At 44.1% G+C, this 25,619-nt stretch carries 25 protein-coding genes, 1 other RNA gene and 1 pseudogene; 18 read left to right on the top strand and 9 right to left on the bottom strand.

What is annotated here, in order from left to right:
• The first annotated feature begins 9 nt into the window (after positions 1–9).
• From J7E26_RS15265 to J7E26_RS15250, 4 genes and pseudogenes are all read left to right on the top strand, one after another.
• Complete coding sequence (locus J7E26_RS15265) at positions 10–1,926, top strand: vWA domain-containing protein (protein WP_214813815.1); 1,917 nt, start codon at positions 10–12, stop codon at positions 1,924–1,926.
• A gap of 225 nt (positions 1,927–2,151) precedes the next feature.
• Complete coding sequence (sucA, locus tag J7E26_RS15260; protein ID WP_214813812.1) at positions 2,152–4,986, top strand: 2-oxoglutarate dehydrogenase E1 component; 2,835 nt, start codon at positions 2,152–2,154, stop codon at positions 4,984–4,986.
• Between the two features lie 15 nt (positions 4,987–5,001).
• The gene (odhB, locus tag J7E26_RS15255) at positions 5,002–6,252 is read left to right on the top strand and encodes a 2-oxoglutarate dehydrogenase complex dihydrolipoyllysine-residue succinyltransferase (RefSeq protein ID WP_214813809.1); all 1,251 of its coding nucleotides are present in this window, start codon (positions 5,002–5,004) and stop codon (positions 6,250–6,252) included.
• Between the two features lie 73 nt (positions 6,253–6,325).
• Positions 6,326–7,066: pseudogene (locus tag J7E26_RS15250) on the top strand (MBL fold metallo-hydrolase); the annotation flags it as partial.
• A gap of 32 nt (positions 7,067–7,098) precedes the next feature.
• On the opposite strand, the gene J7E26_RS15245 reads toward J7E26_RS15250, so the two are convergent.
• Positions 7,099–8,070 (bottom strand): bile acid:sodium symporter family transporter, encoded by a 972-nt coding sequence (locus tag J7E26_RS15245; protein WP_214813804.1) that lies wholly within the window; start codon positions 8,068–8,070, stop codon positions 7,099–7,101.
• 202 nt (positions 8,071–8,272) lie between these two features.
• On the opposite strand from J7E26_RS15245, the gene J7E26_RS15240 reads away from it, so the two are divergent.
• On the top strand, positions 8,273–9,610 hold the full coding sequence (locus J7E26_RS15240; protein ID WP_214813801.1) for a sodium-dependent transporter: 1,338 nt from the start codon (positions 8,273–8,275) through the stop codon (positions 9,608–9,610).
• A 37-nt stretch (positions 9,611–9,647) separates the two neighbouring features.
• On the opposite strand, the gene J7E26_RS15235 is transcribed toward J7E26_RS15240, so the two are convergent.
• The 3 genes from J7E26_RS15235 to J7E26_RS15225 all read right to left on the bottom strand — a co-directional run bounded on the left by J7E26_RS15235 (position 9,648) and on the right by J7E26_RS15225 (position 13,973).
• Complete coding sequence (locus J7E26_RS15235) at positions 9,648–10,502, bottom strand: superoxide dismutase (RefSeq protein ID WP_214813799.1); 855 nt, start codon at positions 10,500–10,502, stop codon at positions 9,648–9,650.
• Positions 10,499–12,385 carry a terpene cyclase/mutase family protein gene (locus J7E26_RS15230; protein WP_214813797.1) on the bottom strand — a complete coding sequence of 629 codons (1,887 nt, stop codon included), beginning with the start codon at positions 12,383–12,385 and terminating at the stop codon, positions 10,499–10,501. Before J7E26_RS15230 ends, J7E26_RS15235 begins: the two co-directional genes overlap by 4 nt.
• A 100-nt stretch (positions 12,386–12,485) precedes the next feature.
• Positions 12,486–13,973: an aldehyde dehydrogenase family protein gene (locus tag J7E26_RS15225; protein ID WP_214813794.1), complete on the bottom strand. Its 1,488-nt coding sequence runs from the start codon at positions 13,971–13,973 to the stop codon at positions 12,486–12,488.
• Between the two features lie 181 nt (positions 13,974–14,154).
• Between J7E26_RS15225 and J7E26_RS15220 the strand changes: the two genes are divergently transcribed.
• The 3 genes from J7E26_RS15220 to J7E26_RS15210 all read left to right on the top strand — a co-directional run bounded on the left by J7E26_RS15220 (position 14,155) and on the right by J7E26_RS15210 (position 15,255).
• A complete protein-coding gene (locus J7E26_RS15220; RefSeq protein WP_061521096.1) occupies positions 14,155–14,358 on the top strand; it encodes a DUF6501 family protein in 204 nt (67 codons plus the stop codon).
• Positions 14,359–14,424: 66 nt separating this feature from the next.
• Positions 14,425–14,574 (top strand): DUF4025 domain-containing protein, encoded by a 150-nt coding sequence (locus tag J7E26_RS15215; RefSeq protein WP_214813791.1) that lies wholly within the window; start codon positions 14,425–14,427, stop codon positions 14,572–14,574.
• A gap of 336 nt (positions 14,575–14,910) precedes the next feature.
• On the top strand, positions 14,911–15,255 hold the full coding sequence (locus tag J7E26_RS15210) for a PH domain-containing protein (protein WP_214813788.1): 345 nt from the start codon (positions 14,911–14,913) through the stop codon (positions 15,253–15,255).
• Between the two features lie 47 nt (positions 15,256–15,302).
• Here J7E26_RS15210 and J7E26_RS15205 read toward each other — a convergent pair whose 3' ends face one another.
• Positions 15,303–15,536: a hypothetical protein gene (locus J7E26_RS15205; protein ID WP_214813784.1), complete on the bottom strand. Its 234-nt coding sequence runs from the start codon at positions 15,534–15,536 to the stop codon at positions 15,303–15,305.
• Positions 15,533–15,805: a hypothetical protein gene (locus tag J7E26_RS15200; RefSeq protein WP_214813781.1), complete on the bottom strand. Its 273-nt coding sequence runs from the start codon at positions 15,803–15,805 to the stop codon at positions 15,533–15,535. The genes J7E26_RS15205 and J7E26_RS15200 overlap by 4 nt, the downstream gene beginning before the upstream one ends.
• A 69-nt stretch (positions 15,806–15,874) precedes the next feature.
• Here J7E26_RS15200 and J7E26_RS15195 point away from each other — a divergent pair, with 69 nt between their 5' ends.
• The gene (locus tag J7E26_RS15195) at positions 15,875–16,357 is read left to right on the top strand and encodes an Hsp20/alpha crystallin family protein (RefSeq protein WP_214813778.1); all 483 of its coding nucleotides are present in this window, start codon (positions 15,875–15,877) and stop codon (positions 16,355–16,357) included.
• Here the strand turns inward: J7E26_RS15195 and J7E26_RS15190 are convergent.
• The gene (locus J7E26_RS15190) at positions 16,344–16,577 is read right to left on the bottom strand and encodes a hypothetical protein (RefSeq protein WP_214813775.1); all 234 of its coding nucleotides are present in this window, start codon (positions 16,575–16,577) and stop codon (positions 16,344–16,346) included. The genes J7E26_RS15195 and J7E26_RS15190 overlap by 14 nt on opposite strands.
• 103 nt (positions 16,578–16,680) lie before the next feature.
• Here J7E26_RS15190 and gerPC point away from each other — a divergent pair, with 103 nt between their 5' ends.
• From gerPC to J7E26_RS15155, 7 genes are all read left to right on the top strand, one after another.
• Complete coding sequence (gerPC, locus tag J7E26_RS15185) at positions 16,681–17,052, top strand: spore germination protein GerPC (RefSeq protein ID WP_251039263.1); 372 nt, start codon at positions 16,681–16,683, stop codon at positions 17,050–17,052.
• Positions 17,053–17,134: 82 nt separating this feature from the next.
• A complete protein-coding gene (locus tag J7E26_RS15180; protein ID WP_214813768.1) occupies positions 17,135–17,626 on the top strand; it encodes a TraR/DksA family transcriptional regulator in 492 nt (163 codons plus the stop codon).
• A gap of 145 nt (positions 17,627–17,771) precedes the next feature.
• Positions 17,772–18,398, top strand: coding sequence for an FMN-dependent NADH-azoreductase (locus tag J7E26_RS15175; protein WP_214813765.1), 627 nt, complete (start codon positions 17,772–17,774; stop codon positions 18,396–18,398).
• 223 nt (positions 18,399–18,621) lie between these two features.
• Positions 18,622–18,809: non-coding RNA, 6S RNA (gene ssrS / locus J7E26_RS15170), on the top strand.
• A 123-nt stretch (positions 18,810–18,932) separates the two neighbouring features.
• Positions 18,933–20,711 (top strand): DNA helicase RecQ, encoded by a 1,779-nt coding sequence (gene recQ / locus J7E26_RS15165; RefSeq protein ID WP_214813762.1) that lies wholly within the window; start codon positions 18,933–18,935, stop codon positions 20,709–20,711.
• Between the two features lie 235 nt (positions 20,712–20,946).
• On the top strand, positions 20,947–21,813 hold the full coding sequence (locus J7E26_RS15160; protein ID WP_214813759.1) for a 3D domain-containing protein: 867 nt from the start codon (positions 20,947–20,949) through the stop codon (positions 21,811–21,813).
• Between the two features lie 152 nt (positions 21,814–21,965).
• A complete protein-coding gene (locus tag J7E26_RS15155) occupies positions 21,966–22,379 on the top strand; it encodes a hypothetical protein (RefSeq protein WP_214813750.1) in 414 nt (137 codons plus the stop codon).
• Between the two features lie 35 nt (positions 22,380–22,414).
• Here J7E26_RS15155 and J7E26_RS15150 read toward each other — a convergent pair whose 3' ends face one another.
• The gene (locus tag J7E26_RS15150) at positions 22,415–23,392 is read right to left on the bottom strand and encodes a S66 family peptidase (protein ID WP_214813747.1); all 978 of its coding nucleotides are present in this window, start codon (positions 23,390–23,392) and stop codon (positions 22,415–22,417) included.
• A gap of 66 nt (positions 23,393–23,458) precedes the next feature.
• Complete coding sequence (locus J7E26_RS15145; protein ID WP_214813745.1) at positions 23,459–23,956, bottom strand: hypothetical protein; 498 nt, start codon at positions 23,954–23,956, stop codon at positions 23,459–23,461.
• A 192-nt stretch (positions 23,957–24,148) separates the two neighbouring features.
• Between J7E26_RS15145 and J7E26_RS15140 the strand changes: the two genes are divergently transcribed.
• Both J7E26_RS15140 and J7E26_RS15135 read left to right on the top strand, forming a co-directional pair.
• On the top strand, positions 24,149–24,931 hold the full coding sequence (locus tag J7E26_RS15140; protein ID WP_214813742.1) for a VLRF1 family aeRF1-type release factor: 783 nt from the start codon (positions 24,149–24,151) through the stop codon (positions 24,929–24,931).
• Between the two features lie 143 nt (positions 24,932–25,074).
• On the top strand, positions 25,075–25,611 hold the full coding sequence (locus J7E26_RS15135) for a DUF420 domain-containing protein (RefSeq protein ID WP_214813739.1): 537 nt from the start codon (positions 25,075–25,077) through the stop codon (positions 25,609–25,611).
• Positions 25,612–25,619: the final 8 nt, after the last annotated feature.

Here is a 25,619-nt window from a genome sequence, read left to right as displayed (position 1 = left end):
GGATTCACAATGAAGTTTATCAAATTCAACGACAGCACGATTGACTCCTTTTTATTCATGATGCTGACCGACTTGGCAAAAACATTGACCAAAAGCAAAGAAGTGGAAGTAGAGTACGGCGTTCAATCCTACTACAATCCTTTTGAAAAGAAAATTTATATGAGTCACTTTTGGAAGGACAGGTCGGCGGCAGATATGGAAGCCGGTCTGAAAAGCGATGTGTACTTGCGTGCTGTCGGAACACGCAGCAGCTCATTCAGGGATTTTGCCGGATTTTTACATGGCGTTCACCGCCGTTTCACCCATCAAAGCTTTGCAAAACAGCTCTTTATGCTGCTTGAGGATATCAGAATTGAAGAGCTGATTAAAAAAGAGCGTCCGGGAACAAAGCGTGTATTTGCAAAGCGGAGAGAGATGTACAGAAAATATTTTACGACCCAGCTTACATTGAATTTAGAACGGAGCATTTTTACCGATGCCCTGTATTGTGCGCTTTTTGTTAAACTGACAGCTGAGTCTCCGCTGGAAGGCATTCCTTCAATGCGTGAAGACATCGATATGATGAGGCCGTTTATCGAAGGGCAGCTCATTCGCGTATATGAGTCTGATTCTACAGAGCAGATCGCAAAAATCACCGAAGACCTTATAGAAGGCCTTGAAGAAGTGCTGGAAAAAGATATGCTGAACACTTACTTCTTTCTGCCTGAACTGGATTACGAGAAAGCGGCCGAGCAGCCTTTATTTGAAAGCATCAAAGAAGCGCCGTCATTAAGTGACGATATCACGCTCCCGGAATCTTCCGACGGAGATGAAGACATTCATGACGAGGAAATGCCGACATGGCATCGTGAAACCGAGGCTTCGTCAAAAAGTTTTCTTCAATTTGATATTGAGCACGGCGCGAAATCAGATTTAGGAAAAGACGCGGCCAGAGAAGGCGATGACGGTGACCAGGCGCTGGGCTCTGTTCAAGGATCCGCCCGCCAGACGAAAAGAAAAGATTATTCCAAGCTGGAATCCCTTGAATCCAAACGGGATGAACCGGCAGGAGCGGGGATGGCTGACGGAAAAGAAAACAAATTTGCCTTCCCGATTTATAAAACGCCGGAAAAATCCTCACCCGCTGAAGAGCTGTCATATAAAGAGCAGGCAAAAACGATAGAATCATATCAAAAACGCCTGAAGCAAATGATTCAAAAAACACTTGAACATAAGAAAACGTTACCGCGGACAGACCTTCACGCGGGACGGCTGAACAATAAATTACTCCGTTATTTTACAGAGCGGAATCCGCGCCTTTTCTATAAAAAGCAGGATCCGTCGTCGGAGATTGACGCCGTTTTTACCTTGCTTGTCGATTGTTCCGCCAGCATGTTCGACAAAATGGACGAAACAAAACGCGGCATCGTTCTTTTTCATGAAGCACTGAAATCTGTGTCCGTTCCGCATCAGATCGTCGGATTTTGGGAGGACACAAACGATGCGACCGAGACGAGCCAGCCGAACTATTTCAATACGGTCATCCCGTTTGAAGAATCTCTGAAGCAGGCCGCAGGGCCGCTGATCATGCAGCTTGAACCAGAGGAAGACAACAGAGACGGCTACGCCATCAGACAAATGACGAAACAATTGATGCGGCGGAGCGAGGCGCAGAAGTTTTTAATCGTGTTTTCAGACGGCGAACCGGCGGCATTCGGCTATGAGCAAAACGGCATCGTCGATACGAGCGAGGCCGTCATCGAAGCGAGAAAAAGAGGGATAGAAGTGATAAATGTTTTTCTGTCCAATACAGCAATAGAAGAATCGCAGATGAAAACCATCCAAGACATGTACGGAAAGTTCAGCATTTTTGTTCCGGATGTCGATCAGCTGCCGGATGTGCTGTATCCTCTCTTGAAAAAACTGCTTCACAAAAGCATAGGATAGGGCTTTTCCTATGCTTTTTCGCTTTTTATTTTAAAATGATTTAATTTTTTCGTTAATTAGATGATTTTTTTACTATTTTGTGAACAATCAAGGTAGAATCAAATCGCAAACAGTGGTAAAATACCCTTGGAAGCGTTTTTATTACATAATTTTGGGCACAGTGTTCAAAAGTTATTTCAAGATAGTGAATCATCACTGATTATCTAAGTTGGGGGTAATATTCAAATGTTTCAAAATAGTATGAAACAACGAATGAATTGGGAAGATTTTTACGGACCGAACCTCGGCTACGCATTGGAGCTGTACGACCAATATGTTGAAGATCCAAACAGCATTGATCCGGATCTGAAAGACATGTTTGATGAACTAGGCGCTCCTCCAAGCCAGATCAAAGAGGCATCGGGAACAAAGGAACAGGGACGCGTAACAGCAGATCTGATTCAAAAGATCGCATCAGCAGTTAAACTTGCAGAAGATATTCGAACCTATGGCCATCTGAACGCTTCCGTCAATCCGCTCAGAAAGGATCAAAAAAAGAGCGAGCTCTTTCCGTTATCCGATTACGGGCTTACAGAAGAAGAAATCAAAGCTATACCCGCGTCCGTCATTTGCAAAGACGCACCTGCCAATATAACAAACGGCATAGAAGCCATTCAGCATTTGCGCAATACGTATAAAAAAACGATATCCTTCGAATTTGACCATGTGCATGAATTCGAAGAGCGCGCATGGATTACAAAAATGGTCGAATCCGGCGAACTTTTCCAAAAGAACTCACCGGAAAAGCTGTCAGCCGTTTTAGAAAGACTGACAGAAGTAGAAGGATTTGAACAATTTTTACAACGTACCTTTGTCGGGCAAAAGCGTTTTTCAATTGAAGGATTGGACGCACTTGTACCGGTTCTTGACGACATTATCGCCCAGTCTGTAAAAGCAGGCACGACTAATGTCAATATCGGAATGGCGCACAGGGGCCGCTTGAACGTACTGGCGCATGTGCTCGGCAAACCTTATGAGATTATTTTCTCGGAATTCCAGCACGCGCCGAATAAAGACCTTGTGCCGTCAGAAGGCTCCACTGGAATCAGCTACGGGTGGACAGGCGACGTAAAATACCATCTCGGAGCAGACAGACAGCTTCAGGACGCTGAAACGAAAAGCGCGCGAATCACGCTTGCAAACAACCCGAGCCATCTGGAATTCATCAATCCGATCGTTGAGGGAAGCACAAGAGCCGCGCAGGAAACAAGAAAGCAAAAAGGATATCCGGTTCAGGATGAAACAAAGTCGCTTGCCATTTTAATTCACGGGGACGCTGCGTTTCCGGGAGAGGGTATCGTCGCAGAGACCTTGAACCTCAGTTCCCTGAAAGGCTATCAGGTCGGCGGGGCCATTCATATCATCGCGAACAATATGATTGGTTTTACAACTGAAAGTGAAGAATCACGCTCAACGAAATATGCCAGTGATTTGGCAAAAGGGTATGAGATTCCGATCGTTCACGTTAACGCTGATGATCCTGAAGCATGCCTGGCAGCCGTGAAATTTGCGGTTGAATACCGCAAACGGTTCAATAAAGATTTCTTAATTGATTTGATTGGATACAGACGGTACGGCCACAATGAAATGGATGAGCCGTCCACGACACAGCCGATGCTGTATGACGCCGTCAGAAAGCACCCGACTGTCAAGCAGATCTTCGCGGAGAAACTCGTAAAAGAGGGACTGATCAGCGAGGAAAAAGCGCAAAACATTGAACAAACAGTGACCAAACGAATAGAAGACGCTTATAAAAAGGTACCCGCTAAAAAAGAAGATGCCGTGCGTGAAATCGAATTGCCGGAACCTGTGTCAAACGGTTTTCCTGATGTTGACACATCCATTGATTTTGACGTTCTTCGCAAGCTGAACGGTGAACTGGTCAACTGGCCGGAATCCTTTAACGTCTTCGGCAAGCTGAAAAGAATTTTGGAAAGACGTGCGAAAACATTTGATGATGACCGCAAAGTGGAATGGTCATTGGCCGAATCGCTTGCGTTTGCTTCCATTCTTAAAGACGGCACGCCGATCCGGTTAACGGGACAGGATTCAGAGCGCGGAACGTTCGCTCAAAGAAACCTTGTGCTGCACGACAGTGAAACAGGCAAAGAGTTTGTTCCGCTCCATCATTTAGACGATTGCTCTTCTTCATTTGCGGTGCATAACAGCCCGCTGTCTGAGGGATCAGTTATCGGCTTTGAGTATGGATACAACGTGCATTCGCCTGAGACTCTGGTCTTGTGGGAGGCGCAATACGGAGACTTTGCCAACGCGGCTCAAGTGTATTTTGACCAATTCATTTCTGCCGGACGTGCAAAATGGGGACAAAAATCAGGATTAGTCATGCTGCTTCCGCACGGTTACGAAGGCCAGGGGCCTGAGCATTCCAGCGGCCGAATCGAACGGTTCCTTCAGCTTGCGGCAGAAAACAACTGGACGGTTGCGAATCTGACCAGCGCGGCTCAGTATTTCCACATTTTGAGAAGACAGGCGAAAATGCTGCTTCGTGAGGAAATCCGTCCGCTCGTGATTATGACACCGAAGAGCCTGCTCCGTAATCCGAATACGGTATCTGAGGTGCAGGAACTGAGCGAGAGCAAATTCAAGGCTGTATATGAGCAGTCCGGGCTTTCTCATGCATATGAAAAAGTGACGCGCCTTGTATTATCAAGCGGGAAGGTGTCTATTGACATCAGCGATTACTTTAATAAGCTGGAAGGCGATAAAGATTGGCTGCACATTGCCAGAATTGAACAGCTGTACCCGTTCCCGGCAAAAGACGCGAAAGAGCTTTTCGCCAAACTGCCGAACTTGAATGAGATCGTTTGGGTTCAGGAAGAACCGCAAAACATGGGTGCATGGAGTTATATCAGCCCTTACCTGACTGAAATAGCGCCAAAAGGGGTAAGTGTCCAATACATTGGCCGCAGAAGACGATCCAGCCCTGCTGAGGGAGATCCAACGGTTCACAAAAAAGAACAAGAACGCATTGTATCTGATAGCTTGACTCGCAAAAACTAAGGGGGAAATGAAAAAATGGCGGAAATTAAGGTACCTGAATTAGCAGAATCAATCTCAGAAGGAACGATAGCCCAATGGTTAAAGCAGCCCGGTGACTATGTAGAGCAGGGTGAGTATTTGCTTGAACTGGAAACGGATAAAGTAAATGTTGAATTGACAGCAGAAGAATCGGGTGTTCTGCAAGAGGTATTGAAAGATTCGGGTGATACCGTCCAAGTCGGAGAAATTATCGGTACCATTACAGAAGGCGCGGGAGAAAGTTCTGCACCTGCCCCTTCAGAAAATGCTGCAAGCAATGAACAAACGAAAGAAGAAGCAAAAGCTGAACCGGCTGCCCAAGAAGTCAGCCAGGAAGCGCAACCAGAAGCGAAATCAAGAACGGTAGCGTCTCCATCTGCACGCAAGCTGGCACGGGAAAAAGGAATTGACCTTTCACAAATTCCGACAGGGGACCCGCTCGGCCGCGTTCGCAAACAAGATGTGGAAGCTTATGAAAAGCCGGCTGCAAAACCTGCGGCACAGCCGAAACAGCAGCAGGCCCAAAAAACACAGCAAAGCTTTGACAAACCTGTAGAAGTGCAAAAAATGTCGCGCCGCAGACAGACAATCGCTAAACGTCTGGTTGAAGTGCAGCAGACTTCTGCGATGCTGACTACTTTTAATGAAGTCGACATGACGGCTGTTATGAATTTAAGAAAACGCCGTAAAGACCAATTCCTTGAACAAAACGAAGTGAAGCTCGGTTTCATGTCTTTCTTTACAAAAGCTGTCGTGGCAGCATTGAAAAAATATCCGCTGCTTAACGCTGAAATTCAAGGCGATGAGCTGATCGTGAAAAAATTCTATGATATCGGAATCGCTGTTGCGGCTGAAGAAGGGCTTGTCGTCCCAGTCGTGCGTGACGCCGACCGCCTGACATTTGCCGGCATCGAAAAAGAGATCGGCGACCTTGCGAAAAAAGCAAGAAACAATAAATTAACATTGGGTGAGCTGCAAGGCGGTTCCTTTACGATCACAAACGGAGGAACATTCGGCTCGCTTATGTCAACGCCGATCTTAAACAGTCCTCAGGTTGGGATTTTAGGCATGCACAAAATTCAGCTTCGTCCTGTAGCGATTGATGCAGAGCGTTCTGAAAATCGTCCGATGATGTACCTTGCGTTATCATATGATCACAGAATTGTAGACGGTAAGGAAGCGGTCGGATTCCTTGTAACAATTAAAAACCTGCTTGAAGATCCGGAACAGCTGCTGCTGGAAGGATAATTTGAGACAGACAAAAAGTACACTGCCCTTACGAGCGGTGTACTTTTTTAATTGAGAGAAGGGGAGACTTTATATGAAAAGCTGTTATCCGCTTGAAATCGAATTTGAATATAACCAAGAATTGCATTCTATCACACCTGTTCTTTTGCAAGACGAACATGACACGATTTTAATAGACTGCGGATATCCCGGTTTTATAAATCATCTTCAAGAGGCTTCTGCGCGAAAAGGAATTTCGCTTCATTCACTGACGAAAGTCATTGCAACGCATCACGATATAGACCATATCGGCTCACTCGCTGCATTACACCGTTTGCACCCGGATATCAGCGTGACAGCACATGAACGTGAAGCGCCGTATGTTGATGGCTCTAAAAAATCATTACGGCTTGAGCAGGCAGAATCAACGTTTTGTTCATTGCCAGTGGAGGAAAAACCTTATGCAAAGCAGTTCATCCGCTCGCTTCAATCGGTCGAAGCGGCTCCTGTTCACCGGACGGTAACAGACGGCGAGCTGCTGCCATGGTGCGGAGGCATTCGCATTGTGGCCACGCCGGGCCATACACCCGGCCATATCAGCCTTTATCTGACTGCCGAAAAAACAATGATCGCAGGTGATGCGGTCGTAATCGAAGACGGAAAGCTTAACCTTGCTAATCCCCGCTATACATTACATATGAATGATGCAGTCCGTTCCGTGCGCCGATTGCTTGATTATGATATCCGCCAATTGATTTGTTATCATGGAGGTTTATTTAAGGGGGATGCTAAAAAAGCGCTCTTGCGCCTGCTTTGTGATCTGCAGAAAAAAAAGGATAGGTGCGGCTGCCGCCTATCCTTTTTCAGTCATGAAAGCGGAACCTTAGCCGTTTCATCCCCTCCGGCACTATCTTTTTCTTTTTTCTTAGACCAATAAGTTGCGAGAATTGATCCAGATAGATTATGCCAAACACTGAATATCGCGCTCGGCACGGCTGAAAGGGGGGAGAAGTGCGCTGTCGCAAGCGCCGCGCCCAGACCGGAGTTTTGCATGCCGACTTCTATCGCAATCGCTTTTTGAGAGGAATAATCCATTTTAAAAAGCTTTGCAGCCAGATAGCCTAACAAATATCCGATTCCGTTATGTAAAATGACAACAGAAAAAATCAGCAAACCCGATTGAAGCAGATGCTCACGATTGCTGCTGACAACGGCGGAAACGATGGCTACGATGCCGATGACAGACACGAGAGGAAGCGCGTGAACCGCTTGTGCAACCTGCTTTTTGAAAAACAGCTTCATGATAACCCCAAGGACAATCGGAAGCAATACAGCTTGTATGATCGAAACAAATAACGAACCGAAAGAAACAGGCAGCCACTCTTTGGCAAACATCATAATCAATACAGGCGTTAAAACCGGTGCGAGCAATGTCGATATCGTGGTGACGGCAACCGACAAAGCCGTATTGCCTTTCGCCAAAAAGGTCATGACATTAGATGCGGTGCCGCCCGGACAGCACCCGACAAGGACGACGCCGACTGCAATTTCTGCGGGAAGATGCAGACCAAACGCTAACCCGAAAGCAGCAAGCGGCATAATCGTGAATTGCGCGAAGACCCCGATGACAACGTGCCACGGTTTTCTGATTAATTCTTTAAAATCGTCAGCTTGAAGGGTAAGTCCCATCCCAAACATTATAATTCCTAGAAAAACGGTCATATAAGAAGTGATCCAAGAAAATAAACCAGGGAAGGAAAACCCTAAGACAGCAAAGACGATAACCCATAGGCCAAAGGTTTGACCCGCAAAACCGCTTATTTTTTTAATCCATTCCATAAGTACAGCTCCTTCTGTAGCACAAGTATGTCAGCAGAAAATATAACCGACTTTTCTGCACTCTATTATAAATAATATTCTGAATAATTCAATATTAATTTTTGTTGTTCGTAAAAATATTATGTTAACTAATATCTTCTTGACTATTCAGACATATATTCTTACAATGAATCTTTATACTGAATGAATTGGGAGTGCTGAAGTGAAAGAAGCTAATCAATGGTCATCAAAGCTGGGATTTATTTTAGCTACGGCCGGCTCTGCAATCGGGCTTGGCGCAATATGGAAGTTCCCTTACGTAGCGGGAACCAGCGGAGGCGGCGCTTTTCTGCTTATTTTTATTTTATTTACGATTTTAATCGGACTGCCGCTTTTGCTTGGTGAATTTATCATCGGCAGAAAAACACAAAAAAATGCCGTGGAGTCCTATAAGGCTCTTGCGCCGGGGAAAAAGTGGCACTGGATCGGCTATCTCGGCATTATCACTTGTTTTATTCTATTATCCTTTTACAGCGTTGTGGGGGGATGGATATTAATCTACATTTTTAAAGGCTTTACAGGCGGTTTATCGCTTTCGTCAGGTTTTGATACGTTGTTTATCAATACTATCTCCAACCCTTACGCGGCGGTTTTCGGCCAGCTTCTGTTTATCGTGCTGACGATTTTAGTCGTCGCTAAAGGGGTAAGCAGCGGAATCGAAAAAGTGAGCCAAGTTTTAATGCCTGCGCTTTTTGTTCTTTTTATCCTTTTAATCATCCGTTCGGTCACGTTAGACGGATCTATGGAGGGGTTGAAATTCTTTTTCATGCCTGATTTCGGGGCGATGAATGCCAATACGGTTTTATATGCGATGGGGCAGTCATTTTTCTCTCTAAGCGTCGGTGTTTCCGTTATGGTAACGTATAGTGCTTATTTAGAAAAAGAAGAAAATCTCGTTCAATCCGCTGTATCGGTTACGGTATTAAATGTTCTTGTTGCCATAATGGCGGGAATTGCGATTTTTCCGGCCGTATTTTCGTTCGGACTGAAGCCGGATCAAGGTCCGCAGCTTTTATTTAATGTGCTTCCGACTGTCTTTAACCAAATGCCGTTTGGCATTGTGTTTTTATTGGCCTTTTTGCTGTTGTTTTTATTCGCGACTTTGACATCTGCTTTCTCCATGCTTGAGATTTTAGTGGCAGTTCTGTCAAAAGGCGATACGGCAAAAAGAAAACGATATTCTTGGCTCGGCGGCCTTGCAATTTTTGCCGTCGGTGTGCCGTCGGCGCTGTCATACGGAGTATTAAGTGATGTTTCGATTTTTCATCTGTCCATTTTTGACGCTGCCGATTTTCTTGTCAGCAACGTACTGATGCCGTTTGGCGCTCTGATGATTGCCATTTTTGTACCGTTGAAAATTCCGAAGCAGGCGCTGTTTGATGAATTAAAAAGCGGGTCCGATTTAAAACGGAAGTGGTTTGCCGTCTGGCTTATTTTGATTCGATATTTGTCTCCTATAGCCATCATTATTGTTTTTCTGCATGTGCTCGGCATTTTTTAAACAGAAAGAAGACCCCCGTCAGCGATACGGGGGTTTTTCAATAGAGCGGCCACATCACGCGGTGCGCCTGCTCGAACCGCTTTTCCGCCTCGCGCCAATCAATGACGTTCCACCATTGGTCCACATAAGCTGCCCGGTCATTTTTGTATTGTAAATAATAGGCGTGCTCCCACACATCAATCGGAAGCAATGGAATAACGTCCCATTGGCTGAAGAGCTGATGCTTCTCAGCGGCTAAAATCTCCAGCCGTCCGGAGCGGGGCGCCCATACAAGAATAGCCCAGCCGACTCCTTCCACTTTTTTGGCCGCATGAGAAAATTGCTCCTTGAAGGCGGCATAGCTTCCGAAAGATAAATCAATCATTTGAAACAGAGCGCCTGTCGGACGCCTTTTTCCGTTTGGATTCATGGAAAACCAAAAAATACTGTGCAAATAATGGCCGGCTCCGTGAAACGCCAATTCCCGTTCCCAATGGGCAATTAAATCGTACTGTTTGGTCTGCCTCGCTTTTTTCAGTTCCAACTCTGCTTTATTTAATCCGTCAACATAGCTCTGATGGTGTTTGTCGTGATGCAGCTTCATAATTTCTCTCGATATATACGGTTCCAGTGCAGAATAGCTATAAGGCAGATGAGGCAGAACATGTTTTCCGATCGGAACGTAGGCTCTGCGTTCCTCCGCCTCCTCCGTCTCCTCTGTCTCAGTAATGTCCCGGTACAGGGCTGATGCCTGTTCGTACCACTCTGCTTCTGTTAATCCGTCATCCTGAAGGGTGTGAAAAATACGGTCAATTTGAGCCGCGAAGCGATCGAAGCGCCCTTGCTGAATGACTTGTTCCTTCAGTGTTTCACACCAATTCAGCATTTCCGTTTGATAAGCGTGCCGTTTCATTTTTCCGCCTCCTTTTCAATCGCTTTCATAAAGCTGCTGAGCGTCAGTAAGGAAAACACATACGGGTAACTGTGATACCTGATATAAAACTGCTTCGGCAGTCCGATTCCCGCAGGATATGTGAAAGGTGTTCCTTCGTAATGGCGGGCATCAATGAGAAAATCAATGCCTTTAATGACAGCGGGGCGGTGAGGTTTTTCATATTGGAGCAAGGCTTCCAGCGCCCAGGCCGTTTGCGCAACCGTTCCATAGGAAAGCGGGACATATGATTTCACTTCGGCGCTTTTGCACGATTCTCCCCAGCTCCCGTCATCGTTTTGAATCGACTTCAGCCAGCGGACGGCTTTTTTTACAGACGGGTGGTTTTGGCTGACGCCGCAAGCCTTCATGCCTGTTAGTGCCGCCCATGTGCCGTAAATGTAGCAAACGCCCCATCTGCCGTACCAGGAGCCGTCCTGTTCTTGATGATCGATCAGCCATTGGACCGCTTTTTCGATCTGCGGATGGTCAGAAAGAAGGCCTGCTGTTTCTCCTAAACAGCGCAGCACCCGCCCGGTCAAATCGCTTGTCGAAGGATCGACAGCTGCTTCCTCTGCGGATTCAAGCGGCAGCAGCCGGATGAGCGGATGATTTACATTTTTCTCAAAGGCGGAGAAGCCGCCGTCGCTGTTTTGCATCGACAGCAGCCAGCTCAGTCCGCGTTCCCATGAAGCAGGATAAAGCTTTCTCGGCATGGCTTTAAGCACGGCGGCTGTATCATCACAATCAGGATTATTCGTATTGATTCTTGAAAAGCCCCAGCCTCCCGGTTCCGCGTGAGGATTGTGAACGGACCAATCCGCTATTTTCGTGTGCTGGTGTTCACGTAAAAATCGGGCGGCGCACGTTACCATCTGATCATTTTCAGAAATGCCGCTTTTGATGAGCGCATAGCTGGTAAGTGCCGTGTCCCATACTGTTGATGTTGAATTTTCTAAGTATGGCGTTCCGTCGCATGTTGTTAATAAGGACTTCGTGCCGGTCAGCGCTTTTCGGATAACAGGGGAGTGGCGTGATACACCGAGAGCGAGCAGGCCGAATACCATAAAAATGGTTGCGCTCGCATAACTGTACAATGTGCCGTCTTCTTCAATCCGGTCAAGCATATACGTTTTTGCCGTCCGCAGGCCGAGCTGATGAAAAGAAGCCGGAATGTGTAACAGACGCTTCCAGTGCGCCAAAAGAGACGACATATCTCGGTCCTGTTCTTGATCAGACCGAAGCCATGTAAACGGATTTTTGGTCATATGCCGGTCCAAATGCCCGAGGGAAGGGACGTTGGGATTTTTCAGCGTGAATCTTTTGTTAAGAGTCACGGCCATCGGAACAAAATGGATACGCGCGTATGTACTGAACTGGTAAAAGTGAAGCGGAAAGGAAGGGGGAATCACTAGGAAAGATAATGGCAGATGCAGTGCAGGCCATGGATAAAGACCGCTTGCTGCAAGCATCCACTTTGTCATGAAATGAACGTCGCGCAAGCCGCCTTTTGATATGATAAAGCGCTCTGCCTGAACCATATGCGCATCAGACCGGCGATATAAGCCTGAAGCCAGCATGCCGACATACCCTTGCACCGTTGCCGTCACATTTCCTTCCCGTTCATCTGGATAGTTGGTGAATGTCCCGTCCGGGCGCTGTTTAGCACGAATGCCTTTTGCAACCTTTGCGATCAGCTCTTTATCTTTGTCATCAAGAGAGGTGAGAAGGAGGATCAAAAAGGCGTTTGTCAAAATCGGCCCTTCAAAACAAAACGACCATGAGCCGTCCGCATTTTGTTTTTCTCTTAATAGGGCGATGGTTTTCTTTTGTCGGCTTCTGACCTTTTCCTGAATTGTGCTCACACTCGCTCAACTCCTTCAGAAGCATATATATTCATATACACATGACCGCATGACAAAAAAAGAAACTGCTGACAGGCAGCAGTTTCTATTCATAAAGAGATTAATCTTCCAGATTGATCCATACGCTTTTCACTTCTGTATAATTATTCAATGCGTATGATCCCATTTCACGTCCGAGACCGGATTGCTTATAGCCGCCGAATGGAGACGCCGCATCAAATACGTTATAGCAGTTGACCCAAACGGTTCCGGCTTGAAGACGGTCAGCGATGTAGTGGGCATGCTTTACATTTTCTGTCCAAAGCCCCGCTGCAAGGCCGTACTCTGAACGGTTGGCCCGCTCAATGACTTCATCCACCGATTCATACGGGATGGCGGCCAAAACCGGTCCGAAAATTTCTTCTTTGGCAATCGTCATGCTGTCATCCACGTCCGCGAATACGGTCGGGGAGACAAAATAGCCTTCTTCAAATGGACAGCCGCCTCCTGTCACGGCTTTTGCCCCTTCAGCTTTTCCTCTTTCAATATAAGAAAGCACACGCTCGTGCTGTTCCTGGCTGACGAGCGGGCCGATTTGCGTATCTTGGTGCAGACCGGCTCCTTGGCGAAGCGATTCGGCATAAGACACCATTTCGCTGACGACCTCATCATACTTGTCTTTATGGATAAAGACACGGGAGCCTGCGCAGCATACTTGGCCTTGATTAAACATAACGCCGTTTAACGCGCCCGGGATCGCTTTTTTAAAATTGGCGTCAGGCAACATGATATTAGGCGATTTTCCGCCAAGCTCAAGCGTTACGCGTTTAATGGTTTTTGCGGCCTTTTCCATAATTTTTTTGCCGATTTCTGTAGAGCCCGTAAAAGCGAGCTTATCGACATCGTCATGGTTAGTGAGCGCTTCTCCGGCAGTCTCTCCGAAGCCCGGGACAATATTGATGACGCCGTCAGGGAATCCGGCCTGATCAATTAACTCCGCTAAATACAAAGCTGTCAGCGGTGTCTGCTCTGCTGGTTTTAATACGATCGTGCAGCCTGTGGCAAGGGCGGCGCCCATTTTCCACATTGCCATAAGCAGAGGGAAATTCCAGGGAATGATTTGACCGACGACGCCTACGGGTTCATGGCGGGTGTAATTAAAATAGGAGCCTGCGACAGGGATCGTCTGCCCGGTTATTTTTGTGGACCAGCCGGCATAGTAGCGCATATGCTCTATCGCCAGCGGGATATCTCCGTTTGTCGTTTCATTAATCGGTTTTCCGTTATCAAGTGTTTCAAGCTGCGCGAGTTCAGTTTGGTGCTCTTCCATTAAGTCAGCCAGCTTATACATCAGCCTGCTTCTGGAAGCGGCCGGCATTGTGCGCCATTCGCCGTGATCAAAGGCTTTGCGTGCCGCTTTGACTGCACTGTCGACATCCTCTGCCTGTGCTTCATACAAAGTCATCAGCGTCTCGCCGGTTGCCGGATTCGGTGTAACAAAGGTTGATCCTGAAGCACTTGGGACAAACTTTCCGTCAATGTAAAGCTTCTTCGTTCCTTGCAAAAATGTTTCCAGCCTTTTTGTGATCTGCATCGTTAAAGAACTCATTCGTAACAAACCTCCCGAATTTTTTTATGGTCTGTTTTGAGCATCTTGATGTCCGCGCAGAGTAAGCGCATACAGTCATTCTATAATACAGCGCCTTATAAAATCAATTGATAACCGTTATTGCAATTCACAAGAAAAAACGGCTACAATAAGCTTATCGATCAGAAAAGGAGTTTTTTACATGATTCATAACAATTGGCGGACGAAAGAAACCGTAAAAAAAGTCAAATGCGTACATACCGATGCAAAAAAATACATTGTCAACCGGGTGTTGACGCCGGGAAAAGAGTATGAAGTCAAAAATGAGACAGAAGAATTCATTTTTGTCGTTGATAATACAAATAAGGTCGGGGGATTTTATAAAGAATACTTCGAAGAAATCTAAAACCGAATGAATTCATGCTGCCCGAGCCATACTAAAGAAAGACTACACATAAAGGATGGCTGCAAAATGAAAAAATCAGAGTACGGCAGTAAGAACGAAACAACAGATCAGACAGAACAAGTGCATCCGGCAGAAGGCACGGACGTCACGCTTGAACAAATCTCAGATACCTATAAAGAAGGAACAATTGAAGATACGGATCGGGATGAAATATGAGGAAAACCGCGGCATTTCAGAAGCCGCGGTTTTTTTATGGGCTTTTCCTGAGAAAAAGGGAAATAAAGAAAGAAGAAAGGAAAAAACGTAAAAAACTGACTTTTCGAAAAAAAGATCCTTCATTCTGAAACTTTCCCGCCTGCTTACACGTACTACATTATAACAGCATCTCCTGAGCGGAAAAGGTTCCATTTATTAGCGTGTTCTAAAAATGTAATCTGTTCGTAATGGTTTAAATGCCGTCTATGTCGTATTCTTATATAGGGAAAAAGAACTTATTTTTTTTATGGGAAACGTGATAATACAATAGATAGAAGCAGAAAGTGGGGTTCTTCATTGGGAATTTTTTCTGTTAGCAGATCAACTGACACAAAGAAGCTTGAGGCTTTGCTCGTTGAGGGGGAAAGAATAGAATCAATCTATAAGCTCCGGGTTGACCAGATTTGCTTCACAAATAAACGGATCATTTTCTTTGATAATAAAATGTTTTCTAAAAAGAAGGTCCGCGTATTTCTTCCATATAAAACGATTGAAAGCTTTGCCATCCAAGAGGCCGGCATGTTTGATCCGGATACCGGACTTTTATTGATGACAAGAAGCAAGACCTTTGAATTAGAATTTGCAAAGGATACGGATTTAAGCGAAGTTCAAGCCGTGCTGACAAAGCATTTATGCAAATAATTTTCACATAAAAAGCCATCCGAATTCACATTCGGATGGCTTTTTTATTACACGATACTTGTTTTGGCAGAAGTTGAATCAATGAGATCTGGATCAACAATTGAACTGATCGGAATATAAATTGGTGCCAAATCTCCGTTCTCCTCACCGAACCCGTAATTAATCTTATTCGATAAAAAATAGTCAATTTGCTGATATGGTCCAATCGTGACGGAAGAACCCCGGTCCATTGCATTTACTTTAAATCCGCCTACATTCACCAAAGCCGGCGAAAACATCATAATGGGCCTCCTTTTCCAGCAGGTATGTTGGCTGGTGTTGATTCAAATGAAGAAGGTGAGTCAATTTGGTCGCGGTCATCTACTTTGCCGTTTGTTCCAAAAAATCCGCTTGCATCCCCGAAATTTTGTCCGTAACCTTGATTCTTTTTATCTGAATTTTGCCATTCTGCCAGCAAATTCTGTCCGACATTAACCGCTGAAGCATTTTCAAAGGAATTAATTTTCAACATGAAAATATTAATATTGATATATGGAGTTGGATGAACCACAGGCAAACCTCCTTTAATACAGGTGTATGCCGTCTTTTTTTACCGTATGCTAAGACAGGGAGGATAAAAATGGACTTTGATAAGATGAAGCAATGGATGGAAATGGCGCAAAACATGTCCGGCGGCGACTTTTGGAAAACAGTCTTCGATGAAGAGCAAATAAAATCTTTTCAAAGCGGTCATTCACATTTTCCTTTTCAGCAGGGAGACCAGCAAATGAGAAGAAATGAGGATGATTTCCCTATTATAGATATTGTTGAAACCCATGATGAGCTGCAATATTTGCTATACCTGCCCGGATACAGAAAACAAGATGTTCAGTTATTATCATATGGGGAATATATTTTAGTGAAAGGCACCAGGAAGTCCTTTTTTAATGAACAGGATTTTAAACAGAAGACCGGAAAATACGGCGATTTTGAAAAGAAGCTTGACCTTCCGCATTCTGTTCAGGGAAACAAGGGAATGCAGGCGGTATTTAAAGACGGGATTTTATATATTTCGATAGATAAACATACAGGAAATGCAAGCCCCATTATTATCGAAGGTTAGTCTTCTTAGCGGTGCTGTCTAATTGATCATAATCATTGATACTAAGAATAGGGATCACTGTGACAACGCAATCTCCGCTCTGTTCACCATATCCCTCATTTCTTTTGCTGACAGCTGTTCGTCTTATCATCATGGAAGAGCCTGTAGTAAAAGTCGCTCCGCCGCTGATACTGTTAATTTTTGTGTTTTCTAAATTGATAACGGATGGAAAAAACATCATAATTCACCCCCTCTGTTGTATACCATGTTTATATATTCATGATGAGAAGGACATAGAACTTTCCAAGAGTGAACAGGGAAAGAAGTGATTTTCTTTGAAAAAAATGATAAAAAAGTTGGTCAAAAAAATATGCGAAGAAGAATTAGAACGCCTTGAGAAATTAGAAAAACAGCTTGATGAGCTTGAGGATAAATGCCATGCTGATCCGCAAATGATAGAAGGAGAAAAAACGTATGTCCATATCGAACACGTCAAAGTGGACAAGGTTGAATACAATATCGATTTCGAAAGGCTCAGTATTAACGAACTGAGCGGTATCTTAAATATAGGTGCGACTTACCATACGCCGGATAAGCAGCTGGAAAAAGCTGATGCTGAAGAATTTCAGGACAAACATCAGAAAAATCATTTAAAAGAACAAAGAGCGGCAGAAAACAAAACGCCAAATGTCACCATTAGGGCAGGAAAGCATTAATGTATAGTGTTTCAGCCTCCTTTTTCACGGGTATGAAAAGACTATGGCAGCCGGAAAAGAGACGAAAAAGGAGATGATGAATGTGTCATTGTCAAACGAACAACGAGACCGCCTTTATCATAAATTAATCGATTTAAAAGAAGGGCTCCAAGGCGAGTCAAAGGAAGATCAATCAATGAGTGAAGACACGGGAGAACTCTCAAACGGCGTAGATAATCATTTAGCTGATCATGGCAGCATCTATCTGGACAGGGTCACAAATCAAACCTTAAATGAAGTGGATCAGAATCTTTTAGATGAGGTAAATGCCGCTCTCGAACGAATGGAAAAGGGAACATACGGCATATGCGAAAAAACGGGAAAGGAAATCCCTTATGAAAGGCTGGAAGCTGTCCCGTACGCCAGAAGGACAGTCGAAGCGCAGGAAGAGGCGGAGGGTGATCTCAAGACTGATGCCCCGTCTTATGAGAGAGAGTTTCATCAACAGGTGAAGGATCTTTCAAATAAAGAAACCGTTGACCAAAAAAGCTCCCAAACATACGAAATCTTGGATCGGGAGCAGGATTCACAGTAACCGCTAAAGCAGGCACATTCATTAGTGCCTGTTTTTTTTTCGTAAAAAAATCTCATATTCAAAATAAATTGATTGACTTTATATAAAAAAGAAAGTAACATACTATTTGTAAGTAAATATAAAAAGATTACCGGGAGGAAATAAAATGTCTCAAGTATTATTTGTTAAATCAAGTGACCGTACAGCTGAAGAAGGCGTATCAGTAAAATTATATGAAGCGTTTTTAGCTGCTTATAAAGAAAACAATCCGAATGATGAAGTGATTGAACTTGATCTTCATAAAGAAAACCTTCCTTACCTTGGAAGAGATATGATTAACGGAACATATAAAGCGGCTCAAGGAATGGAAATGACAGACGAAGAGAAAAAACAAGCATCAACAGCTGACATTTATCTAAACCAGTTTGTCAAAGCTGATAAAGTTGTATTTGCATTCCCGCTTTGGAACTTCACAGTACCTGCTGTGCTTCATACTTATGTTGATTACCTGTCTCGCGCAGGCGTAACATTCACATACACTCCTGAAGGACCTAAAGGTTTGATGGGAGATAAAAAAGCAGTGCTCTTAAACGCACGCGGAGGCGTATATTCAGAAGGCCCGATGGCATCTCTTGAAATGTCATTAAACTTCATGAAAACCGTTCTCGGCTTCTGGGGAGTCCAAGATCTGCACACTGTTGTCATCGAAGGCCATAACGCAGCACCTGACAATGCTCAAGCGATCATTGAAAAAGGATTACAAGAAGCGAAAGATCTTGCTGCTAAATTTTAATGCGGTAAAGCCCTTACACCCTCATACGGGTGTAAGGGCTTTTTTTCGCATATATTATAGAAGAAACTGGTGACAAATCTCGGTCTGATCTTATACCGATATACTGATTTTTTGTTGGAAAATCAGTTTTTATAGCGAAAAAAGTGTTATTTACTCAGAAAAAAGTTTTTCTGTGCAAAGATCAGCCCCCTTGCTAAAATGCGCCTGATAGTGTAGGATATAAAAGAAGCTACATTGTTCGTATTGTTAATTAAGTTTTAACCTTTAAGCTGTAATAGGGAGTTTTATATCGAAGCCGGAATGTCATGCCTCCATTGCGAGAGGACGACAGGAACGTTTCTGCAAACACCCACTTTGAGGAGTGGTGGTTTAAAACTTTCTTACTTACGTACGGCAATACGTAGCGAAAGCCATTTCCTTTTGGAAATGGCTTTTTTATTTTTATCAACATTTTGATTATAGCAATCTCAGCAACTGACCTCTCTATTTATGATAAGATGAGAGAAAACGAAGAAAAGCGAGGTTTTACAAGATATGCTGGATAAAGCCGAATCTCTTCTGGCACACTATTTCGGCTACGAAAGTTTGCGGGCGGGCCAAAAACAGGCGATACAAGCAGTGACAGAGGATAAACAAAATACGGTCTGCATCATGCCGACAGGCGGCGGAAAATCAATTTGCTATCAGATTCCCGCATTGCTGTTTGAAGGCACCACTATCGTTATTTCTCCTCTTATATCCTTAATGAAAGACCAAGTTGATGCGCTTGAAGAAGCGGGGATCGCAGCAGCTTATATTAACAGCACGCAAACGGGCCGCGACATTCACGATCGTTTAAACAGGCTGAAAGAAGGGGCTTATCGGCTTTTTTATATAACGCCGGAGCGCTTAACCTCTCCTGAATTCATTCATATTTTGCAGAATATCACAGTTCCGCTAGTCGCGATTGACGAAGCCCACTGTATTTCGCAATGGGGCCATGATTTCAGGCCGAGCTATCGAAATATAGAAATTCTTTTTAGAGAATTAAAAGAGCCGCCTGTTATCATAGCATTAACGGCTACAGCTACACCGGAAGTTCATGACGACATTTGCAAACAGCTTCATATTGATAAGGCGCATACCGTATATACCGGTTTTTCCAGGGAGAATTTAACCTTTAAAGTAGTAAAGGGTGAAAATAAAGACCGTTTTATCGAGCAATATCTGGAGAGAAATAAACGCGAAGCCGGTATTATTTATACAGCCACAAGAAAAGAAGCTGACCGTATATATGAAAAATTAAAACGAAACGGAATCAATGCCGGCCGTTATCACGGAGGATTGGCGGATGATGTCAGAAAAGAGCAGCAGGAGCAATTTCTTAACGACCAGCTCCAAGTGATGGTCGCTACATCGGCATTCGGAATGGGAATTGACAAGTCCAACATCAGATTCGTCCTGCACGGCCAAATTCCAAAAGACATGGAAAGCTACTATCAAGAAGCGGGAAGAGCGGGCCGCGACGGACTTGACAGTGAGTGCGTTCTCCTGTTCTCGCCGCAGGATATTATGGTGCAGCGGTTTTTAATCGACCAATCAACCGCCGGTGAAGAGAAACAAAAACAAGATCTCAAAAAACTGAGACAGATGGTGGATTACTGCCATACGGAAGATTGCCTGCAGCGTTTTATCCTGAAGTATTTCGGCGAGAAGGAGGCAGAAGCTTGCGGGGCCTGCGGCAATTGTACCGATACAAGGGCCGCGCATGACGTCACAAAAGAAGCGCAAATGGTGCTGTCGTGCATCATCAGAATGAATGAACGCTTCGGAAAAACGATGGTTGCCCAAGTGCTTGCAGGTTCAAAAAATAAAAAAGTGCTGGAGACCGGCTTTAGCAGCCTGTCAACTTACGGCATTATGAAGCATCAATCCGTATCGGAAATCAGTGATTTTATTGAATTCCTCATTTCTGATGAGTATATCAGAATGGCTGACGGCACCTTTCCTACGCTTCTCGTAACCGAAAAAGGCAGACACGTCCTGCTTGGAAAAGAAGCGGTTTCCAGAAAAGAAGCCCTGCAGGCGGCCGCCATTACAGAAAATGATGAATTATTTGAGCGTCTGCGCCGTCTCCGTAAAGATATTGCGGCAGATCAAGGTGTGCCTCCATTTGTTGTTTTCTCCGACCAGACGTTAAAAGAAATGTCGGCAAAACAGCCGGAAACGGAAAATGATCTTCTTTCTGTAAAAGGAGTAGGAGAACAAAAAAGATTAAAATACGGAGCGCTTTTTTTAGAAGAAATCCGAAATTATGCAAGAGAAACAGAATAAAAAAAGATTTTTTTAGAGATTTGCACATTGGGTTTTCTTCTCGGGACAAAAACATAACAGGCTTGAAAAACCTTGTTATATCAAGGGTTAAGCAAGTCTTACCAAGCGAGAGAAATGTTTCATGTAAAGGAACTGTAATCTAAATCAAATCGTTTTGTTATTGAACTGACATTTTCATATGTTACGATATCACCTGTTAGCCGCCAATAAAAAGCTAACAAGGGAGGATTTACTTATGAAGAAGACGATTATGTCCTTTGTCGCAGTTGCCGCACTTTCAACAACTGCATTCGGAGCTCACGCTTCTGCAAAAGAAATCACGGTGCAAAAGGGTGATACGCTCTGGGGAATCTCACAAAAAAACGGAGTGAACCTAAAGGACCTAAAAGAATGGAATCAGTTATCTTCTGATTTAATCATGGCAGGAGAAAAACTGACTATTTCTTCAGTAGAAACAACCACATCTGGGCAGTACACAGTGAAAGAGGGGGACAGCCTCTGGAAAATTGCTCAGAAATTCGGAACGTCAGTAAACAATCTGAAAAGCTTGAATAACTTGCAATCAGATATCATTTACTCAGGTACAACACTAAAAGTAAAAGGTCAGGCGCAAGCTGCACAACCGGCTCAAGCCAGCCAGCCGAAAGCTGAACAAAAGCAAGCTGTGCAGACAGAACAGCCAAAACAAGAAGCTGTTCAAACGCAGCAGCCTAAACAGGCACCTGTCCAAAAACAACAACCTAAACAAGAAGCGAAGGCTGTCCAAACAGAACAACAGCCTGTTCAATCAAATACAGATAACCAAGAGTCTAAAAAGCAGCTGACAATGACTGCAACTGCTTATTCCGCTAACGACGGCGGCATTTCCGGTGTAACGGCAACCGGTGTAGACTTAAACAAAAACCCTGACGCAAAAGTCATTGCGGTTGATCCTAAAGTGATTCCGCTTGGCTCCAAGGTTTATGTTGAAGGTTACGGAGTAGCAACGGCAGCAGATACCGGCGGCGCAATTAAAGGAAACAAAATTGATGTATTTGTTGCAAAGAAAAGTGACGCTAATAACTGGGGCGTCAGAACAGTAAATGTTAAAGTATTAGACTAGTTTATATAGAGAGTAAGGGACACTTAGCAAAATGCTTCGTGTCCTTTTTTTCTTCCCTTTTTTATCTGTGAGTAATCGTTATATGCTAAAAAAGAAATATGTGCTCTTCGGATTTGTTTGCGAAGCAACTTTTTAACGGAGGGAAATAGGGAATGGGAATCGAAATGGCCGCCGGAGGGCGGGTGGTTTTAGAGCTTTTGTTCGCCTGGAGCAGTTTTATGGAATCGGGAGTCTTTAAAACCGGCATGTATGGAGGAGCCGCCATTTTGCTGGTGATCGGATTGTCTATGCCGGCTGTCAGGATGTTTCAGGTGCTTGAAAGGGGAAGAAGAAGCGGTGAGCAGGCATCCGGCATCATACAATCGATCAGGCAAACAGGCGTATCTATTAATGGTGATCCTGAGTTTTCGATTATTTTAACTGTTACGAAAAGGGATGGCTCACAATATAAAAGAGAATTTACACAAGCTGTACGCAAAGATGAGCTCAGCTGTTTTCATGAAGGGGCAAAGATTTTAGTGTTAATAGCTCCTGACGGAAACATCAGTCTAAAAATGGAGAACTAACTTTAAAAAGACGGGAGTTCTTCCCGCCTTTTGTATCAATGCTCTTCAATCCAAATCCGTGCGCCGTCCGAAGCCGCGTCTATCCGGCATGTTCCGCCGACCGGAAATGTCATAATCGGTGAGGTATGGCCAAAATCAGCGTTCGCGATGACGGGCATGGATGACAGTTCTTCTTTTGTCTGAATAACGGCCCGTAATGCCTTTTCAGACACATGTGAAGCTTTTTGGAAACGCCCGATGACGATTCCCTTTACAGCCGAAAAAGCGGGAAGATGTATCATCGATTGGAGATCACGGTCAAACATATTCACATCAGACATGTAATCATCTTCGATAAACAGAACCACTTGTTTCATCTCAGGAAAGTATTCAGTGCCCTGAAGCAAATTCAGCGTACAAAGATTGCCGCCGAACAGAGTTCCTTCCGCATAACCCGGCTGTATGACGAGAGGGCCCGGATTGGGATGAAAGCGCCGATCATCTTGATCAAGATACCATTTATCGTCACTCCATGTGTTTGAAGCAAGCACTTCATACGGTTTGTCTGCTGCGCAGCAGGCCAAAAAATAATCAATCGTATAGTCCAAACCTTTCTTCATGGCAAACGTTGAAAAATGAGGGCCGGAATAAGTGACAAGCCCGGTTTTTTGAAAAATTGCGTGGCTGAGAGCGGTAATATCGGAATAACCGCACAAAATTTTCGGATGCTGTTTTATTTTTTCATAATCGAGATAGCGGAGAAGCTGATTGGATTGGAAACCGCCGAGTGTCGTCAAAATAGCTTTAACGTCAGGATCGAAAAAAGCATCGTGAAGATCCTGAACGCGTGATTCAATTGAAGATGAATTACATTCATTTGTTTCCTTTGCGTGTTCTGAAAATGATACGCGGAAACCCAGCTGTTCAATTTTCGTTTTTGCGGCATTTATTTGTTCTTCTGACATAACGGACATGCTTTGAGCGGGAGACACGATCCGAATCTGATCTCCCTTTTGCAGCTTTTTTGCGTACAAGAAAGAACCCTCCTTACATGGTTCTATCTATTACACCATATTTCGGAAGATTCCTCTATCGTTTTTTTAAAGGTCGACCCATTTAATGCCGCCTGATTGCGTATCGCTGTCAATCCAGACATCAAACTGATGTTTTTCATAAAAATGAACGAGCCTGTCGACATGATCCCAATCCCGCTTGGCAATATCGCCCGTTACTTTCGGGATATTCTGTTCTCTTGCAATATGTTTTAAAAATTTCATACAAATCGAGCCATAGCCGTAATTCGGCGGGCCTTTAATATCCCCAATATGAATGGCATTTTCATAATAGGAGGCGACAAGCGAAAAGCAGCCTCTTCCTCTGTAGGCTGATTCACAATCTGTCAGCATAATTTTACATGTTTGGCCATCATCAATCGAGGAAACAATGATCCAATCGTCATTTTTCGATTGATCAATACCAAGCACTCGCGCATCTTTGGATACATCCTTCAGATTTTCCCGCATTCTGAAGATTTGGAATTCAAGCTTATGAAGCTCTTTTTCTAACTCTTTTCGGTCTTTTTCTTCTGCAGTAAACAAAATCATACTCCTTTCATAGAACAAAACAGCTATGTTAAACACAAGTATCCATTGTAGTGGAAGGTGAATTGGTTTGTAAATAGCTTTTTCAAAAACTTTTTTTGAAAAGTTTCCCTTCCGTTTGTCAAATGACGTTTTTAAGAAGGATCAAAGGGAAAGGAACAGTGAACGACGTAAAGAGGAGGAATAACAATGGCAATTGATTCACTCATCAGCAAGTTGAAGTATGTAAGGTTAGAATCGCCGGATAAAATACTCTCCTTATACGTGAATACAGATATGAGAAACCCCGATCAGCAGGGGGGAGAGTGGAAGATCGCTTTAAAAAGCGGTTTCCGGAGATTAAAAGAGTATTTATCAGCCAGTGATCCGGAGGAAGAAAAATGTCTCAGCCGCATGATGGAAAGCGTCTATCAATATATCGAGGGACTCGGTAAAGAGATTCCGCGCAGCCTTGTATTTTTTGCATCGGGGCAAAGCGGCATATGGGAAACGATTGAATTACAGGTTCCGGTTGAAACGAGATTTTATTGGGAAGAAATGGCCGTGCTTGATCAATTAGAAGAGCTGCGTGAACAATATCCGAGCACTGCTTTTATTCTCACACAGCAAAATGAAGTGAAGATCATAGAAACCGTACTCGGAAAGATAGAAGGGGTGGAGCATTATGAATATGACGTCATTCATAAAACGTGGAAGCCGTCAGCCATAAGCGGCAGTACCGGTTCAATGGAAGAGGATGCCGCAAAAGCCCATATTGAAGAAAACCAAAACAGACTGTATAAACGATTGGCTTCAAATCTCGATCAAAAGGCGGCGGCAAACAAATGGGAACGCCTCGTTATCGCCGGCGATAAGGAAACGGCTGATATTCTGGATCAGAATATGAACAAGCCTATTGATATGAAAATTCAAAAAAACCTCCTAAATGAGAATGAACATAAGGTGATCGAGGATTTATTAAAGGAAGCATAACGTGACGAAAGACCGGGTTTGTAAGAACCCGGTCTTTTAGGGCTTAAGTTTGTCTAATTTCTGACGAAGCAGGCGAAACCGTTGACATCAAGCCCGATTTCCCATACCATTTGGATAGTCAGTAAAATGGGAGAGGTCATAAGATGAACCATACAGAAAATAAATCTAAAAATTATACTGGAATCGTGCTGACATTGACCGTTTTGATCAACGGATTAATTGCAGTGCTGTTTTTTATGCCGAAGGGGAATCATTACAGCATTGCGAATATTCATATTTTACCGATGTTAAATGCGATTTTTAACAGCTTTACTTTTATCTTTTTGCTGGCAGCGCTCTTTATGATTAAGCAAAAGAACATTAAAGCGCATAAACGCTTTATTTTGGCGGCGTTTACGACGACTTTGCTATTTTTGATCTGCTATGTGGTGTATCATTCGATTGCGGAAAATACATTATTCGGCGGCCACGGCATTATTCGCGGGATTTATTTCTTTATTCTGATCACGCATATTTGTCTTTCTGCCATCATTGTGCCGCTTGCGCTGTTTACCCTGATCAGGGGATTCAGCATGCAGGTGGAGCGCCACAAAAAAATCGCCAGATGGACGATGCCGCTTTGGCTGTATGTCAGTCTGACAGGTGTCATTGTGTATTTAATGATATCGCCTTATTATTAAAAAGCCGT

Source organism: Bacillus sp. ISL-51, from assembly GCF_018613535.1.
GTDB lineage: Bacteria > Bacillota > Bacilli > Bacillales > Bacillaceae > Bacillus.
This window is presented reverse-complemented; position numbering and strand designations above follow the sequence as displayed.

What these genes read in the sequence shown, in the direction of transcription:
- J7E26_RS15220 (WP_061521096.1), top strand. Translation starts at nt 14,155, where the DNA reads ATGATTCATAACAATTGGCGGACGAAAGAAACCGTAAAAAAAGTCAAA.
- J7E26_RS15205 (WP_214813784.1), bottom strand. Translation starts at nt 15,536, where the DNA reads ATGATGTTTTCGCCGGCTTTGGTGAATGTAGGCGGATTTAAAGTAAAT.
- J7E26_RS15160 (WP_214813759.1), top strand. Translation starts at nt 20,947, where the DNA reads ATGAAGAAGACGATTATGTCCTTTGTCGCAGTTGCCGCACTTTCAACA.
- J7E26_RS15195 (WP_214813778.1), top strand. Translation starts at nt 15,875, where the DNA reads ATGGACTTTGATAAGATGAAGCAATGGATGGAAATGGCGCAAAACATG.
- sucA (WP_214813812.1), top strand. Translation starts at nt 2,152, where the DNA reads ATGTTTCAAAATAGTATGAAACAACGAATGAATTGGGAAGATTTTTAC.
- J7E26_RS15190 (WP_214813775.1), bottom strand. Translation starts at nt 16,577, where the DNA reads ATGATGTTTTTTCCATCCGTTATCAATTTAGAAAACACAAAAATTAAC.
- gerPC (WP_251039263.1), top strand. Translation starts at nt 16,681, where the DNA reads ATGATAAAAAAGTTGGTCAAAAAAATATGCGAAGAAGAATTAGAACGC.
- recQ (WP_214813762.1), top strand. Translation starts at nt 18,933, where the DNA reads ATGCTGGATAAAGCCGAATCTCTTCTGGCACACTATTTCGGCTACGAA.
- odhB (WP_214813809.1), top strand. Translation starts at nt 5,002, where the DNA reads ATGGCGGAAATTAAGGTACCTGAATTAGCAGAATCAATCTCAGAAGGA.
- J7E26_RS15175 (WP_214813765.1), top strand. Translation starts at nt 17,772, where the DNA reads ATGTCTCAAGTATTATTTGTTAAATCAAGTGACCGTACAGCTGAAGAA.
- J7E26_RS15140 (WP_214813742.1), top strand. Translation starts at nt 24,149, where the DNA reads ATGGCAATTGATTCACTCATCAGCAAGTTGAAGTATGTAAGGTTAGAA.
- J7E26_RS15215 (WP_214813791.1), top strand. Translation starts at nt 14,425, where the DNA reads ATGAAAAAATCAGAGTACGGCAGTAAGAACGAAACAACAGATCAGACA.
- J7E26_RS15135 (WP_214813739.1), top strand. Translation starts at nt 25,075, where the DNA reads ATGAACCATACAGAAAATAAATCTAAAAATTATACTGGAATCGTGCTG.
- J7E26_RS15225 (WP_214813794.1), bottom strand. Translation starts at nt 13,973, where the DNA reads ATGAGTTCTTTAACGATGCAGATCACAAAAAGGCTGGAAACATTTTTG.
- J7E26_RS15235 (WP_214813799.1), bottom strand. Translation starts at nt 10,502, where the DNA reads ATGAAACGGCACGCTTATCAAACGGAAATGCTGAATTGGTGTGAAACA.
- J7E26_RS15245 (WP_214813804.1), bottom strand. Translation starts at nt 8,070, where the DNA reads ATGGAATGGATTAAAAAAATAAGCGGTTTTGCGGGTCAAACCTTTGGC.
- J7E26_RS15155 (WP_214813750.1), top strand. Translation starts at nt 21,966, where the DNA reads ATGGGAATCGAAATGGCCGCCGGAGGGCGGGTGGTTTTAGAGCTTTTG.
- J7E26_RS15265 (WP_214813815.1), top strand. Translation starts at nt 10, where the DNA reads ATGAAGTTTATCAAATTCAACGACAGCACGATTGACTCCTTTTTATTC.